General features: G+C 71.4%; 16 protein-coding genes and 1 rRNA gene. 9 read left to right on the top strand and 8 right to left on the bottom strand.

The window, feature by feature from the left end:
• Positions 1-3: 3 nt before the first annotated feature.
• Both GA0074704_RS28660 and GA0074704_RS01995 read left to right on the top strand, forming a co-directional pair.
• Entirely contained in the window at positions 4-408 is a 405-nt protein-coding gene (locus tag GA0074704_RS28660; RefSeq protein ID WP_157743574.1) for a hypothetical protein, read from the top strand.
• Between the two features lie 8 nt (positions 409-416).
• Positions 417-1,658, top strand: a complete 1,242-nt coding sequence (locus tag GA0074704_RS01995; protein WP_157743573.1) for an MFS transporter — start codon at positions 417-419, stop codon at positions 1,656-1,658.
• Positions 1,659-1,709: 51 nt separating this feature from the next.
• Here the strand turns inward: GA0074704_RS01995 and GA0074704_RS01990 are convergent, their stop codons facing one another.
• A complete protein-coding gene (locus tag GA0074704_RS01990) occupies positions 1,710-3,116 on the bottom strand; it encodes an FAD-dependent oxidoreductase (protein ID WP_088968910.1) in 1,407 nt (468 codons plus the stop codon).
• Positions 3,117-3,140: 24 nt separating this feature from the next.
• Complete coding sequence (locus GA0074704_RS01985; protein ID WP_088968909.1) at positions 3,141-3,671, bottom strand: GNAT family N-acetyltransferase; 531 nt, start codon at positions 3,669-3,671, stop codon at positions 3,141-3,143.
• 82 nt (positions 3,672-3,753) lie between these two features.
• On the opposite strand from GA0074704_RS01985, the gene GA0074704_RS01980 reads away from it, so the two are divergent.
• The 4 genes from GA0074704_RS01980 to GA0074704_RS01965 all read left to right on the top strand — a co-directional run bounded on the left by GA0074704_RS01980 (position 3,754) and on the right by GA0074704_RS01965 (position 5,814).
• Positions 3,754-4,125 (top strand): ArsR/SmtB family transcription factor, encoded by a 372-nt coding sequence (locus tag GA0074704_RS01980; protein ID WP_088968908.1) that lies wholly within the window; start codon positions 3,754-3,756, stop codon positions 4,123-4,125.
• 45 nt (positions 4,126-4,170) lie between these two features.
• Positions 4,171-4,917: an aquaporin gene (locus GA0074704_RS01975; protein ID WP_088968907.1), complete on the top strand. Its 747-nt coding sequence runs from the start codon at positions 4,171-4,173 to the stop codon at positions 4,915-4,917.
• 37 nt (positions 4,918-4,954) lie between these two features.
• Positions 4,955-5,359, top strand: a complete 405-nt coding sequence (locus tag GA0074704_RS01970) for an arsenate reductase ArsC (protein WP_088968906.1) — start codon at positions 4,955-4,957, stop codon at positions 5,357-5,359.
• A gap of 122 nt (positions 5,360-5,481) precedes the next feature.
• Complete coding sequence (locus GA0074704_RS01965) at positions 5,482-5,814, top strand: cupin domain-containing protein (RefSeq protein ID WP_231926732.1); 333 nt, start codon at positions 5,482-5,484, stop codon at positions 5,812-5,814.
• Between the two features lie 47 nt (positions 5,815-5,861).
• Here GA0074704_RS01965 and GA0074704_RS01960 read toward each other — a convergent pair whose 3' ends face one another.
• Together GA0074704_RS01960 and GA0074704_RS01955 are read right to left on the bottom strand one after the other, a co-directional pair.
• The gene (locus GA0074704_RS01960; protein WP_088968904.1) at positions 5,862-6,299 is read right to left on the bottom strand and encodes a protealysin inhibitor emfourin; all 438 of its coding nucleotides are present in this window, start codon (positions 6,297-6,299) and stop codon (positions 5,862-5,864) included.
• A 237-nt stretch (positions 6,300-6,536) separates the two neighbouring features.
• Positions 6,537-7,010, bottom strand: a complete 474-nt coding sequence (locus GA0074704_RS01955; protein WP_088968903.1) for a GNAT family N-acetyltransferase — start codon at positions 7,008-7,010, stop codon at positions 6,537-6,539.
• A 98-nt stretch (positions 7,011-7,108) separates the two neighbouring features.
• Between GA0074704_RS01955 and GA0074704_RS01950 the strand changes: the two genes are divergently transcribed.
• Entirely contained in the window at positions 7,109-7,474 is a 366-nt protein-coding gene (locus tag GA0074704_RS01950; protein ID WP_088968902.1) for a VOC family protein, read from the top strand.
• Positions 7,475-7,484: 10 nt separating this feature from the next.
• Here GA0074704_RS01950 and argS read toward each other — a convergent pair whose 3' ends face one another.
• The 4 genes from argS to GA0074704_RS01935 form a co-directional block, all read right to left on the bottom strand.
• Positions 7,485-9,203, bottom strand: a complete 1,719-nt coding sequence (gene argS, locus GA0074704_RS01945) for an arginine--tRNA ligase (RefSeq protein ID WP_088968901.1) — start codon at positions 9,201-9,203, stop codon at positions 7,485-7,487.
• Between the two features lie 286 nt (positions 9,204-9,489).
• Positions 9,490-10,548: a tryptophan--tRNA ligase gene (gene trpS / locus GA0074704_RS01940; RefSeq protein ID WP_088968900.1), complete on the bottom strand. Its 1,059-nt coding sequence runs from the start codon at positions 10,546-10,548 to the stop codon at positions 9,490-9,492.
• A 91-nt stretch (positions 10,549-10,639) separates the two neighbouring features.
• Entirely contained in the window at positions 10,640-10,807 is a 168-nt protein-coding gene (locus tag GA0074704_RS28990) for a hypothetical protein (RefSeq protein WP_172880347.1), read from the bottom strand.
• A 97-nt stretch (positions 10,808-10,904) separates the two neighbouring features.
• Entirely contained in the window at positions 10,905-11,345 is a 441-nt protein-coding gene (locus GA0074704_RS01935; RefSeq protein ID WP_088968899.1) for a PRC-barrel domain-containing protein, read from the bottom strand.
• Positions 11,346-11,479: 134 nt separating this feature from the next.
• Between GA0074704_RS01935 and GA0074704_RS01930 the strand changes: the two genes are divergently transcribed.
• Together GA0074704_RS01930 and GA0074704_RS01925 are read left to right on the top strand one after the other, a co-directional pair.
• Positions 11,480-11,728 (top strand): SCO4848 family membrane protein, encoded by a 249-nt coding sequence (locus tag GA0074704_RS01930; protein ID WP_088968898.1) that lies wholly within the window; start codon positions 11,480-11,482, stop codon positions 11,726-11,728.
• Between the two features lie 678 nt (positions 11,729-12,406).
• Positions 12,407-13,921, top strand: a 16S ribosomal RNA gene (locus GA0074704_RS01925).
• Positions 13,922-14,218: the final 297 nt, after the last annotated feature.

Genomic DNA, 14,218 nt, shown 5'->3' with positions numbered 1-14,218 from the left:
AACATGTCTGCTGGCGACTACAGCTTCCGCGCCGGTGCCAAGGGCGATGAGCTGATGGTTTGGCACGGTGGGCCCGGCGGCCCCGGTGGCAACCTGTGCTTCCGTCCCGGTGACGACGGCGAAGAGCTGCTGGCCCATCACCTCGTGCCCGGCGGCGGCGGCGGTTACGCCTGCTTCCACCCGGGTGACCGGGACGGTGAGCCGGTGGCTCGTCACGCCGAGCCCGGCGGCGGCGGCACCCTGTGCTTCCACCCCGGCGACGAGGGCGACGAGTCGACGGCGTGGCACGTCGGGCCCGGCGGTGGCGGCGGCGGCACCGCCTGCTTCCACCCCGGCGACGATCTGGCGGCGGACCTGCACCTCGCGCTGACCAGCATCGACGACCGGCACCTCGCCCTGCTGGTCTGAAACAGGCTGTGACGCGGCTCGTCGCGACAGCCGGCGTCGAAGGATGCCGGCTGTTCCACCGTGACTTCTCGCTCTGGTACCTCGCCCGATCGGTCTCGGTCGCCGGGACCGCCGCCACCGCCGTCGCCCTGCCGCTGCTGGTCTACCGGACGAGCGCCTCGCCGACGCTGACCGCGGCGGTGGTCGGCCTCGAAGCCCTGCCGTACCTGTTGTTCGGGCTCTTCGCCGGCGTCGCGGCGGACCGCCTGCACCGCAGGCGCATGATGATCGCGGCCGACGTGTGCTGCGCTCTCCTGCTCGCCACCGTGCCGGTCGCCGCGCTGTTCGATGTGCTGGCCCCCTGGTACCTGCTCGTCGTGGCGTTCGGCGTGGGTTGCGGGTTCTGCTGGTTCGACGCCGCGGCCTGGGGCGCCTTCGTACGCATTGTCGGCAAGCCAGGGGTCACCCGGGCGAACAGTCTCATCTGGTCCACCGAGATCGTGCTGGAGATCGCCGCGCCGGCCGCCGCCGGACTGCTGGCCGCGATCGCCGACCCCACCCTGGTGCTGGCCGTCGACGCGGCCACCTATCTGGTGTCCGCCGCGCTGCTCGCCCAGGTCCGGACCGGATTGGATCCGGCGCCGGCGGTGGCCCGCCGGTTGCGGGCCGAGATCGCGGAAGGAGTGCGTTACCTCTGGCGAACGCCGGTGCTGCGTACGCTGACCGCTGCGGGATTCGGTCTCAACGTCGCCGTCGGCGGCGTGCTGGGTCTGCTCGTCGTCCACGCCGACCAGGCGCTCGGCCTGAGCCCGGAGGACCAGCGCCTCGGTCTGCTCTACGCCGCCGCCGCCGTCGGCTCGCTGGTCGCCGCCGTCCTCCTGCCCAGAGCCAGCCGTCGGGCCGGCCAGGGAATGGTGTCCATCGCGGGACTCGTCATCTTCATCGCGGCCCTCGTCGGCCTGGCCGGCACGTCGGTGTTCGCCGTGGCGTTGGTGGGGTGGGCGGTCTGGGCCGTGGCGCGCCTGACCGTGAACGCGAACGGCATCACCGTGCGCCAACTGCTCACCCCTGATGCGCTGCAGGGCCGCGTCAACACCACCGGGCGCATGCTGGCCTGGGGTGGTACGCCGTTCGGCGCCCTGATCGGCGGGCTGGCCGCGGACGCCTACGGGGTCCGGGCCGCCTACCTGATGCTTACGGTGTCCGTCGTGCTCAGCCTTGCGCTGGTCATCGCCTCACCGGTGCGCGGCCTGCGTATCGCGGTCGACTAGCCAGGTCCCGGGCTCGGAGCGACGGCCCGGCGCAACCGGGCGCCCGTCGCGTCAGCTGCCGCAGCAGCCGCCAGCGGGCGCGGCGTCGAGGGTGACGAGCGTCAGCGGTGCGGCCAGCAGGCCACCCGAGACGCCGGTGGCCAGGCCGCGCGCGACGGGCTCGGCGGCCGGCGCCGGCCCGCAGCAGTCCGTCCCGTCGACCGAGTCGTCGGGGTTGCTGTTGCACACGCCGGTCTCCGGCAGGTCGAGCTGGACGTCCCGGGCGGCCCGCCAGTCGCCGGCGAGGGCGGCCACCACGGAGCGGACCTGCTCGTACCCGGTAGCCATCAGGAAGGTGGGCGCCCGGCCGTAGCTCTTCATGCCGACGGCGTGGTAGCCGACTTCGGGGTGGGTCAGCTCGTCCACGCCGTGTGGCGGCACGGTGCCGCAGGAGTGCTCGTTCGGGTCGATCAGCGGGGCCAGGGCGCGGGTGGCGTCCAGCACCGGGTCGAGGTCGAGGCGCAGCTCGGCGGCGATGGAGTGGTCGGGCCGGAAGCCGGTCGCCGCGACGACCCGGTCGACGGTCACGGACTCCTGCTCGCCGCCGGCGTGCCGCACGACGACGGTGACCCGGCCGTCGGCGGGGGCGAGGGCGTGCACGGAGAAGCCGGTGAGCAGCCGGATCCGGCCGGCGTCGACGTGCGCGCGCAGCCGAGAGCCGAGCGCTCCGCGGGCCGGCAGGGCGTCGGCGTCGCCACCGCCGTACGTCCGCGTGGGTGAGGCGGTCCGGATGGCCCAGGTCACCTCGGTGCCGCGCGTCTCGGCGGCGAGTTCGGCGAGGGAGAGCAGGGTGTTCGCGGCCGAGTGGCCGGCGCCGACGACCAGGGTGTGCCGGCCGGCGAACCGGTCGCGGTCGGTGCCGAGCACGTCGGGCAGGGCGTGTTCGAGGTACGCGCCGACCTCGCTCTCGCCGTGGGCGGGAAGGCCGGCGGCGCCGAGGACGTTCGGGGTGCCCCAGGTGCCGGAGGCGTCGATCACCGCGCGGGCCAGCAGGTCCTCGCCGTCGGCGAGCCGGATCAGGAACGGGGTGTGGTCCCGGCCGGCGGTGCGCAGCCGGTCCAGGCCGAGGCGGGTGATCGCCCGGACCCGGGCGCCGTAGCGGATGTGGGGGGCGAGCTGCGGCAGCTCGGCCAGCGGTCGCAGGTAGTCGGCGACCAGCTCCGCGCCGGTGGGCAGGGCGTCGGGGTCGGGGGCGGTCCAGCCCGCCTCGTCGAGGAGTCGGCGGGCGGCCGGGTCGACGTTGTAGCGCCACGGGGAGAAGAGCCGTACGTGCCCCCACTGTCGTACGGCCGCGGCGGCGTCGTCACCCGCTTCGAGGACGGTGCAGGGCAGGCCGCGCTCGTGCAGGTGGGCGGCGGCGGCCAGGCCGACCGGGCCGGCACCGATCACGGCGACGGGCAGCTGGTCGAGGGCGTTCATCGGGGAGCTCCTTCGGTGCGGGAGTCAGGTGACGGTGGGGCTGCGACGTTCGATGAGGACCACGTCGCGCCACGTCCCGTGGTGGCGGCCGACCCGCTCGCGGGTACCGACGATCCGGAAGCCGGCGCGCCGGTGCAGGGCGAGGCTGGCGGAGTTCTCCGGGAAGACGCCGGACTGGACGGTCCAGATCCCGGCGGTCTCGGTGGAGGAGATCAGGGCGTCGAGCAGCAACCGGCCGACGCCGAGCCCCTGCGCGGCCGGATGTACGTAGACGGAGTGCTCGACCACCCCGGCGTAGACCGCCCGGGTGGAGGTGGGGGACGCCGCGACCCAGCCGACGACGGTGCCGGTGGCGTCGACGGCCACGAAACGGTGCCTGGGCAGCCGGGCGGCGTCGAAGACGGGCCAGGTGGGGGCGGTGGTCTCGAAGCTGGCGTTGCCGGCGTCGAGGCCGGCCTGGTAGATGGCCAGCACGGCGTCGGCGTCCGGAGCGACCATCGGCCGTACGCCGAGGCCCGCCGCCGTCCGGTCTCCCCCGGTAGGAGTGGCGCCCATCGCGGTCCCCCGTCCGATGCTGTCTCGACGTCCGTCGAAGCAGAGACTTGCACGCTGATTAGAGAACTGTCAACCTAGAGGCATGTCGAATCAACCGGGGGTGGCAGCCGTCGACCCGACCGCGGCTGCCACCTGCTGCGCTCCCCTGGCGCAGGGGCGGGTGCCCGCCGAGACGGCCGTCGCGCTCGCGCCGGCGTTCAAGGCGCTCGGCGACCCGGTCCGGCTGCAACTGATGTCGATGATCGCCTCCGCCGAGGGCGGCGAGATCTGCGTCTGCGACCTCACCCCGGCGTTCGACCTGACCGGCCCGACCATCTCCCACCACCTCAGGGTGCTGCGCGAGGCGGGCCTGGTGGACGCCGAACGGCGTGGCACCTGGGTCTACTACCGCCCCCGGTCGGGGGCGCTCCGCCAGTTGGCGTCGCTGCTCGCCGTCGACCCGGCCCAGCCGTAGCGGGCCGGGCTCGCGCACCCTCACCGACCAGGAGAGAACGTACCCATGACCATCACCCTGTGGCGGCGCCTGCTGGCCGAGTTCACCGGCACCGCCCTGCTGGTCACCGCCGTGGTCGGCTCCGGGATCATGGCCAGCACGCTGTCTCCGACCGACGTGGGCCTGCAACTGCTGGAGAACTCGATCGCCACCGCGCTGGCGCTCGGCGCGCTGATCCTGATCTTCGGGCCGGTCTCCGGCGCGCACTTCAACCCGGTCGTGTCGGCCGCCGACTGGTTCCTCGGCCGGCGCGCCGGCACCGGCCTCACCGTCCGCCACCTGGCCGGATACCTGCCGGCCCAGATCCTCGGAGCGATCGCCGGCTCGGTGCTGGCGAACCTGATGTTCGACCTGGCGGCGGTCGACCTCTCCGGCAAGGAACGGACCGGCGGTCACCTGTGGCTCGGTGAGGTGGTCGCCACCGCCGGGCTGGTCCTGCTGGTCTTCGCCCTGGCCCGCTCCGGCCGCGCCACCGCCGCCCCGGCGGCCGTCGGCGCCTACATCGGGGCCGCCTACTGGTTCACCTCGTCCACGTCCTTCGCCAACCCGGCCGTGACCGTCGGCCGGGCGTTCACCGACACCTTCGCCGGCATCGCCCCGGCCTCGGTCCCCGGCTTCGTCGTCGCGCAGCTCGTCGGCCTCGCCGTGGGCACCGGTCTGCTGCTCGCGCTCCACCCGGACGCCGGGCTGGCCGCCGACCGGGTGGTCGTACCCACCGAGGGCCACGATCGGGCCCCCGACCACCGCTCATGACCACCGGCCCCGGCCGGTCCCGCCCGAAAGGCTCGTGATGTCCGACAAGCCCAGCGTCCTGTTCGTCTGCGTGCACAACGCCGGCCGCTCCCAGATGGCCGCCGGCTGGCTGCGCCACCTGGCCGGCGACACCGTCGAGGTCCGCTCGGCCGGCTCCGCCCCGGCCGAGACCGTCAACCCGGCCGCGGTGCAGGCCATGCGCGAGGTCGGCATCGACATCACCGACCAGACCCCCCGGCTTCTCGAGTACGCCACCGCCGAGTCCTCCGACGTCATCGTCACCATGGGCTGCGGCGACGCCTGCCCGGTCTTCCCCGGCAAGCGGTACGAGGACTGGAAGCTCGAGGACCCGGCCGGCAAGGGCGTCGAGGCGGTCAGGCCGATCCGCGACGAGATCCGTACCCGGGTCGAGCGGCTCCTCGCCGAGCTGCGCACCGCCTGACCCGCACGACCGGCGCATTCGCCCTCCCCGGCCGCCCAGGTCGGACTAGCGTCGGCTCTGTCCGGGCCGTCCCCGGCACCGAGGCCCAAGGGAAGGACGCCCCGATGTCGCACCATCCCACCGTGGCGGAGCCACCGTCGGTACGGCGTACCGAGTTGCAGCGGCATCCGGCCTCGGCGCCGGGTCGGCTGATCGTGCAGACGCTGTTCGAGATCCCGGTGGGGATGGCCTCCGGTCGGCACCACCATCCGGGTGAGGAGGTCGGCTTCCTCATCCGGGGCACGGTCGACATGGAGTTCGACGACCGGCCGACCCTGACCATCCACGCGGGGCAGCCGTTCCTGATCCCGCCGGGGGTCGTCCACAACGCCCGGAACGTCACGGCAGACGTCACCACCCTGATGCTGTCGACGTACTTCGTCGACGAGAACCAGCCCCTGGTCACCCAGTGCTGACCGGGCCGGCCCACCGAGCGGTGGACCGGCCGTTGTCGTGCGAGGGGTCAGTTGGTCGCCGCGACGGTCGGGCCGGCGGCGATCCGCATCGTCGTGTCGACGACCTGCCACAGCACGGCCGGAGCGTCGGCGCCGTCGACCGCGACGACCGTCTTCGTGCGCCCGTTCGAATACGCCACCGTGACGGTGTAACGGAACCGGTCCGCACCATTGGGCGTCGGCAGGTACGACGGCGCGAGGGACCGGAACTCACGGCTGCTGACCGATTCCATCAGCGTGGCGGCAAAAGGTGAGCCGGGCTGCGACGTGACGGTGTAACTCTCGTCGACCCCGGCGAATCCGCCGGTGCGGACGACGGTCACCTGGTACGCGGTGCTCCGGGCGGCCTGGGCCGGCGAAGCCACCGCGAACAGCCCTGCGGCGACCGTGATGAGCAGGGCGAACGTCGCCGTCAGGCAGCGGAAGGCGTTCGGCGTTGCGGACATGACTGAGCCCCTCTCCTCGTGGGAACGCCCGGAGCGTCGGCGAGGCGCGGTCGGTGGGTCACCGACCGGCCCGGGGTGCTCGGCGATTGTTGTCGAAAGAGCCCGCCGACGTCCGGTGCGCCTTTTCTAACACCGGAGTAGAGGTGATTTCCACGGGCGATCGACCCTTGTGGAGAAGCTCACTCGACATTCATTGTTTCGACTGTTTCCATGCATTTAAGAAATGCAGGCGAGGGGTCATCGCAGCGATTTCGCCAGGATCTTCTCGGTTGCCTCGCCCGCCGGGGCGCGACCGGTGTCGGTGAAGCCGTGCCGGGCGTAGAGGGCGACGGCCGGCGCGTTCTCCACCCGTACCGAGAGTTCCAGCGTGCTGGCCGAGGTCCGGCGGGCCCAACTCTCCACGGCGTCGACTAGCGCGTCGCCCACGCCACGCCCGCGTCCGGCGGGGGCCACCCACATCGAGATCAGGTCCGCGGTCCGCCCCCCGTCCCCCGGCACGCCGCTGGCCATGCCGACCGGCACGCCGTCGAGCAGGGCGACCAGGTTCACCGAGCCGACCAGTGCCAACCGGCCCCGCCATTGGTCCTCGCCCGCGTCCCGCCAGTCCGCCAGCCGCGACCCGAACGCGTGCGGCGCCTCCGCGAGCGCCGCCAGCCGCAGCTCCCGCCAGAGCGCCCAGTCCTCCGGTGTCAGTTCCCTCAGCTCGATCATGGGCCGCAGCCTGCCGGAGCACGGTCGCCCGGCGCCACGAGGTTTCGTCAGGCCGGACGGGGCCGCGGGCCCGGTGGGCGCTCGCTACGCTCACCGGCATGACGGTGCACGCCCGGGTGGTGGCCGACGACTTCCCGGCCACCCTGCGTTTCTGGACCGACCTGCTCGGCGAGCCCGAGAAGGTGGTGCCCGAGTTCGAGTACGCCAGCTTCGACCGGGGCGGCGAGACGGTGCTCGCCGTCCTGGGCCGTCGGGCCGCCGAGGCGGCGCTGCCGGTCGGCCGGGGCGACGGCGGCGTCCTGGTGGTGGTCCCGGTGCCGGACGTCGACGCCACCGTCGCCGCGCTGCCCGCCGGGACGGTCGTGGCGCCACCCGCCGACCGCCCCGGCTGGGGCCTCCGCTCGGCCTATCTCCGCGACCCCGAGGGCAACCTGGTCGAGGTGCAGAGCTGGCCGGCGCGCTGACCCGACCGGGTCACATCCGCTCCGGCGTCCGGATGCCGAGCAGCTCCAACCCCTGCCGCAACACCCGCGCGGTCAGCTCGGCCAGCAGCAGCCGGCCGTCGCGCACCGGCTGGTCGGCCCGGAGCACGGGGCACCGCTCGTAGAACGCGTTGAAGGCGGTGGCCAGCCGGAACAGGTAGCCGGCCAGCTGGTGGAACTCCAGCCCGCGTTCCACCTCGGCCACCACCGGGGCAAAGCCGGCCAGCTCCAACGCCAGCGCCCGCTCGGCCGGCTCGGCCAGCGGCACCGGCGCGTCCGGCCGGGCCGCCACCCCGGCCCGCCGGAAGATCGACCGGATCCGGGAGTACGCGTACTGGAGGTAGGGGGCGGTGTTGCCGTCCAGGGAGAGCATCCGCTCCCAGTCCAGCACGTGGTCACGGTGCCGGTCGTTGGCCAGGTCGGCGTACTTGATCGCGCCGACGCCCACCGCCCGGCCCACCTCGGCCGCCTCCGCCGCGCCGAGTTCCGGGTTCCGGGTCCGGGCCAGCTCGGTCGCCCGGGCCACCGCCTCCTCCAGCAACGCCTGGAGCTTCACCGTCCCACCGGCCCGACTCCGCAGCATCCGCCCGTCGGCGCCGAGGATGGAGCCGAAGCCGACGTGCTCGGCCCGGGCCGGCGGGGTGAGCCAGCCGGCCTGCCGGGCAGCGGCGAAGACCATCTCGAAGTGCCGCCGTTGCGGCAGCCCCACCACGTAGAGCAGCCGGGTCGCGCCGAGTTGCCCGGCCCGCTGCCGGATCGCCGCCAGATCGGTCGCCGGGTAGCCGTACCCGCCGTCGGACTTGCGGACGATCAGCGGCAGCGGTTCCCCGTCCCGGCCCACCGAGCCGGGCGGGAAGACGCAGGCCGCCCCGGCGCTGTCCCGCAGCAGCCCGAGCCGGTCCAGGTCGGCCAGCACCGCCGGCAGGAGGTCGTTGTAGCTGCTCTCGCCCCGGAAGTCCGCGCCGGTCAGGGTGACGTCGAGCAGGTCGTACACGGTCAGGAAATGGCGTTCCGACTGCTCGACCAGCAGCCGCCACAGCCGCCGGGTGTCCGGGTCGCCGCCCTGCAACGCCACCACCCGCAGCCGGGCCCGGTCCCGGAACCCCGCGTCGGCGTCGAACTTCGCCCGGGCCGCCGTGTAGAACGAGTCCAGGTCACCGATCGACAGTTCGTGCGCCGCCCCGGCCTCGCCCAGGTCCACCAGGTGCTCGATGAGCATCCCGAACGGGGTGCCCCAGTCGCCCAGGTGGTTGGCCCGCACCACCCGGTGCCCCCGCCACGCCAGCAGCCGGGCCACCGCGTCGCCGATCACGGTCGAACGCAGGTGCCCGACGTGCATCTCCTTGGCCACGTTCGGCGCCGAGTAGTCGACCACCACCGTCTCCGGCCGGGCGACCACCGGCACCCCGAGGCGCGGGTCGCCGGCGAGCGCGCCGACCATCCCGGCCAGGGCCGCGTCGGAGAGGGTCAGGTTGAGGAAACCGGGCCCGGACACCTGCACCGACGAGCACAGGTCGGCCAGGTCGGCCCGGTCGCGTACCGCCGCCGCGATCTCCCGCGGTGGCCGGCCGAGCCGCCGGGCCAGCGCCAGCGCCGCGTCGGACTGGAAGTCCGCGTGCTGCGAGCGCCGCACGACGGGGTCGACGGGACCGCCGGCCACGGCCGCGAACGCCGGCGCCAGCCGGTCGGAGAGGGACATTTCAAGATCCATGGGTACGCCGATCTCGTGCGGATCCGCGGCGGAGGCGGATCACCGGACGGGAGGACGGACGGACCGAGGACGATCGGCGGGACCGGCGGCTCGATCCGCCGGTCGCAGGAAAGGTGTCAGCGCAGGCGGTCGACGGTGCGGCGCACCGTGGATCGCCGGCGTCGCAGCGCGCCGACCGACACGTCGTACGACGTCGGGGCGGGCTGCGGCGCGGCACTGGTCACGCGGGCAGACTACCGGCAGCGGCGGTCCGCCCGCGCGCCTCTTTCTCGGCGTACCCCCTCCGTCAGGACGGGGTGGGCGCGGCCCGGCGGGTGCGCTCGGCCCGGCGCCGGACCCGCTGGTAGACGGCGGTGAGGCCCATCGCCCGGCGCACCTCGACCAGGGTGCGGCGCACCTCGGCCCGGGTCCGCTCGGTGCCCTCGACGATCAGCCGGTCGACCAGGCCGGGGTCCGCCTCGATCCGCGCCCGGCGTTCCCGGATCGGGTCGAGGAACCGGTTGAGCGCGACGGCCAGCTCCTCCTTGACCTCCACGTCACCGACCCGGCCGGCCCGGTAGCGCTCCTTCAGCTCCGCCACCCGGGCCCGGTCCGGATTGAACACGTCGTGGTACGCGAAGACCGGGTTTCCCTCGACGGTCCCGGGCACGTCGGCGCGCACCCGGTTCGGGTCGGTGTACATGCCCCGCACCTTGCGCCGCACGGTCGCGGCGTCGTCGGCCAGCCCGATGGCGTTGCCCCGGCTCTTGCTCATCTTGGCCCGACCGTCCGTGCCGACCAGGGTGGGCGTCTCCGCCGGCACCAGCTCGGGCACCGGGAAGACCTCCCCGTAGAGATGGTTGAAGCGCCGGGCGATCTCCCGGGTCACCTCGACGTGCGCCGCGTTGTCCTTACCCACCGGCACCACCTGTGCCCGGACGCAGAGGATGTCCGCGGCCTGCAGGACCGGGTAGCCGAGCAGGCCGTACGGCACCTCGTCCTTGCCGGCGTCCCGGGCCATCTCCCTGATCGACGGGACGCGTTCCAGCCGGGGCACGGTGACCAGGTTCTGGAACAGGGTGTTCAGGTCGCCGACCTCGGGGATCGCCGACTGGAGGTAGAACGTCGCCCGGTCGGGCTCCACCCCGGCGGCCAGTACGTCGGTGACCATCTCCCGGGCGTTGTCGGTGGCCCGCTCGATGTCCTCGCGGGTGTTCCTCGTGGTCAGCATGTGCAGGTCGGCGATGATGAAGAAGCTGTCGTAGCGCTGGTGCAGCTTCACCCGGTTGGCGATGCTGCCGACGTAGTGGCCCAGGTGCAGCCGCCCGGTCGGGCGGTCTCCGGTGAGCATCCGTGCTGCGGACATGGTGGTACGCCTTTCGTGCCGTGGGTGTGGAGGACGCGCGGGCGCGCGGGAACCGGGGCGGGTCGGCCCCTGGTTCAGTGGAGTCGGCTCGTCAGAGCGCGGGACGCCATCGCCCGCCGGCGCGGAACCGCAGTCCACCGGCACGGAGTACGTCGAGGAGCTGGTCGCGGCCGCCGTCGAGGCGGCCGGGCAGGGCCGGTGCGGCAGCCGCCGGGAGACCGTCGCCGGTCTCCGGGGCGGGAACGAGGACCCGGACCATGCCTGACACGGTAACTCCGGGCTCGCCGGCCCGCCGCCCCCTTTCCCGGGTACGCGCAGGGGCGGCGACCCGCCGGCCACCGCCCCTGCGACACCGCTCAGCCCTGCCGGTAGCTCTCGGCGTAGTAGTTCCCCACCCGGTCCCGGTACTCCGGCCGGGCGAAGTCGTCCGGGTCGAACGCCGGCGAGTCCTTCACCTGGTCCCGGGTCCGGTCGACGTGCACGGTGCGCTCCAGGTGGTCCACCCGGGCGACCGTGCCGGCCGGCAGCAGCACCTTCCTCCCGAAGATCCACGGCCCGGTGTCCACCACCAGGTAGCGCGCGTCCGCCTCGTCGCTGGCCCGGTCGATCTCGCCGATCCGGCCGTCGGTCGCCTCCACCCGGTAGCCGACCAGGTCGACCGGGGTGCCCGGGCCGGGTGCGTCCGGACCGTCGTCCGCCGCCGACCGCTGCTCCGGTACGTCCGCGGCGGTCGTCTGGTCGTACCCGCCGGCGAGCGCGGACGGATCCCGCCAGGTCCAGGGATTGAAGGGCTGCATGGCCACCTCCGGTCTTCGGTCCTGAACCGTGGACAGTGCCCGGGCTCCAGGATCTGGAAACCGCTGCTCAGGCAGGACCGGGACCGGCTTCGACGCGGCCGGGCCGGGCACCGGCGCTGGCATACTGGCCAGCCATGGTGCTGTCGCGCGGTTGGTCGCTGTTCCTGGTCGGGGTCGGGGTGTGGACCTGGGTGATCTGGCCGAGGTTCGCCCTGGCCATCTGGAACGACCCGCGCGCCTGGTCGACCGGGACGGTGGGCGAGGGCTCGCCGACCGGGTTCCTCTGGGTGCACGCGCTGCTGATCGCCGCCTCCCTGCTGCTCGGTACGGCGGTCGGAGTGCTCGGTGTCCGGGGCTGGCTTGCCGCCCGGCGCCGATCCTGACCCCTCTGAGCTGGGAAGATTCGCGTACGAGGATGATGTGACGCGGGACGCTACCCCCGGATTTGACGATCAAACCCGCAGACACGTAACTTTCTCTCTGCCAGCGCGGAACGGGGCAAACGGGAGGAAACGACCGGAGCGCCGAACCGGACTGGTACCGGGTCAGCCGGGAGCCCAGCTCCTGACCGACACGGTCCGGGTGGTGCCCGACAGGAACGCCGCGAGGCGGATTTGGCGGAGCGGAACCGACCGGGTAAGGTTGTCGACCGGCAGGGAAACGGACGAGCTCGCGGGTGACCGCAGGGCGGCCGGCCTGCCAAATCCGATGATCAAACGCAGTGGTACGCCGCTGCGTGCGCTCACCGGAGGCCGACCCGTACGAAGCGTGACAGACCGGGACACACCGGTTGACACGGGGAAGACGGTGAGGTAACGTAGTAAAAGTGCCCGGCGCGGGAGCGGCGGGGACGCGGACGAAATGCCCCGGACGGGGTCCTGCGGTTAGCGGGGCTGTCGGATGGTGTGTGGTTGTTCTTTGAGAACTCAACAGGGTGTTTGATAAGCCAGTGCCAATTATGATTTATACCCCGGACTGGTGATCTGCTCTTTGGAGTGGGTTGTTGGTTGGGATTCCTTTGGCAACACTTTTGTTGCCGGGATGGATTGTTCAACAAGTTTTTGTTGGAGAGTTTGATCCTGGCTCAGGACGAACGCTGGCGGCGTGCTTAACACATGCAAGTCGAGCGGAAAGGCCCTTCGGGGTACTCGAGCGGCGAACGGGTGAGTAACACGTGAGCAACCTGCCCTAGGCTTTGGGATAACCCCGGGAAACCGGGGCTAATACCGAATATGACTTCTGGACGCATGTCTGGTGGTGGAAAGTTTTTCGGCCTGGGATGGGCTCGCGGCCTATCAGCTTGTTGGTGGGGTGATGGCCTACCAAGGCGACGACGGGTAGCCGGCCTGAGAGGGCGACCGGCCACACTGGGACTGAGACACGGCCCAGACTCCTACGGGAGGCAGCAGTGGGGAATATTGCACAATGGGCGGAAGCCTGATGCAGCGACGCCGCGTGAGGGATGACGGCCTTCGGGTTGTAAACCTCTTTCAGCAGGGACGAAGCGTAAGTGACGGTACCTGCAGAAGAAGCACCGGCCAACTACGTGCCAGCAGCCGCGGTAAGACGTAGGGTGCGAGCGTTGTCCGGATTTATTGGGCGTAAAGAGCTCGTAGGCGGCTTGTCGCGTCGACCGTGAAAACTTGGGGCTCAACTCCAAGCCTGCGGTCGATACGGGCAGGCTAGAGTTCGGTAGGGGAGACTGGAATTCCTGGTGTAGCGGTGAAATGCGCAGATATCAGGAGGAACACCGGTGGCGAAGGCGGGTCTCTGGGCCGATACTGACGCTGAGGAGCGAAAGCGTGGGGAGCGAACAGGATTAGATACCCTGGTAGTCCACGCTGTAAACGTTGGGCGCTAGGTGTGGGGGGCCTCTCCGGTTCCCTGTGCCGCAGCTAACGCATTAAGCGCCCCGCCTGGGGAGTACGGCCGCAAGGCTAAAACTCAAAGGAATTGACGGGGGCCCGCACAAGCGGCGGAGCATGCGGATTAATTCGATGCAACGCGAAGAACCTTACCTGGGTTTGACATGGCCGCAAAACCTCCAGAGATGGGGGGTCCTTCGGGGGCGGTCACAGGTGGTGCATGGCTGTCGTCAGCTCGTGTCGTGAGATGTTGGGTTAAGTCCCGCAACGAGCGCAACCCTCGTTCGATGTTGCCAGCGCGTTATGGCGGGGACTCATCGAAGACTGCCGGGGTCAACTCGGAGGAAGGTGGGGATGACGTCAAGTCATCATGCCCCTTATGTCCAGGGCTTCACGCATGCTACAATGGCCGGTACAATGGGCTGCGATACCGTGAGGTGGAGCGAATCCCAAAAAGCCGGTCTCAGTTCGGATCGGGGTCTGCAACTCGACCCCGTGAAGTCGGAGTCGCTAGTAATCGCAGATCAGCAACGCTGCGGTGAATACGTTCCCGGGCCTTGTACACACCGCCCGTCACGTCACGAAAGTCGGCAACACCCGAAGCCGGTGGCCCAACCCTTGTGGAGGGAGCCGTCGAAGGTGGGGCTGGCGATTGGGACGAAGTCGTAACAAGGTAGCCGTACCGGAAGGTGCGGCTGGATCACCTCCTTTCTAAGGAGCACCATCCAGCGAAAGCTGGTATGGAGCCCGCGCCGTCCGAATGTGGCGGTGGGGTGCTCGATGGCGGAGACACTGGCCAGTTTTTCCTCGGCAACGGTCGGGGGCGCCTAGTACAGCTGCTCTTCGGGGTGGTGGGAACGGTTTGCCTTCGGTGCGGCTGAGGAGGAGCGCAAAACACCCTGTTGGGTCCTGAAAGAACAACCGCTGGTTGTCTTTCAGAGCCTTGTTGATGAGCGGAAGCTTGTCGAGGCGCCAGGCACGGCCTGGTTTCTCATACCGCCGGCGGTG

It is taken from the genome of Micromonospora siamensis, assembly GCF_900090305.1.
GTDB classification, from domain to species: domain Bacteria; phylum Actinomycetota; class Actinomycetes; order Mycobacteriales; family Micromonosporaceae; genus Micromonospora; species Micromonospora siamensis.
Note: the sequence above shows the minus strand (reverse complement) of the source record. Positions and strands in the feature narration are given on the sequence as shown.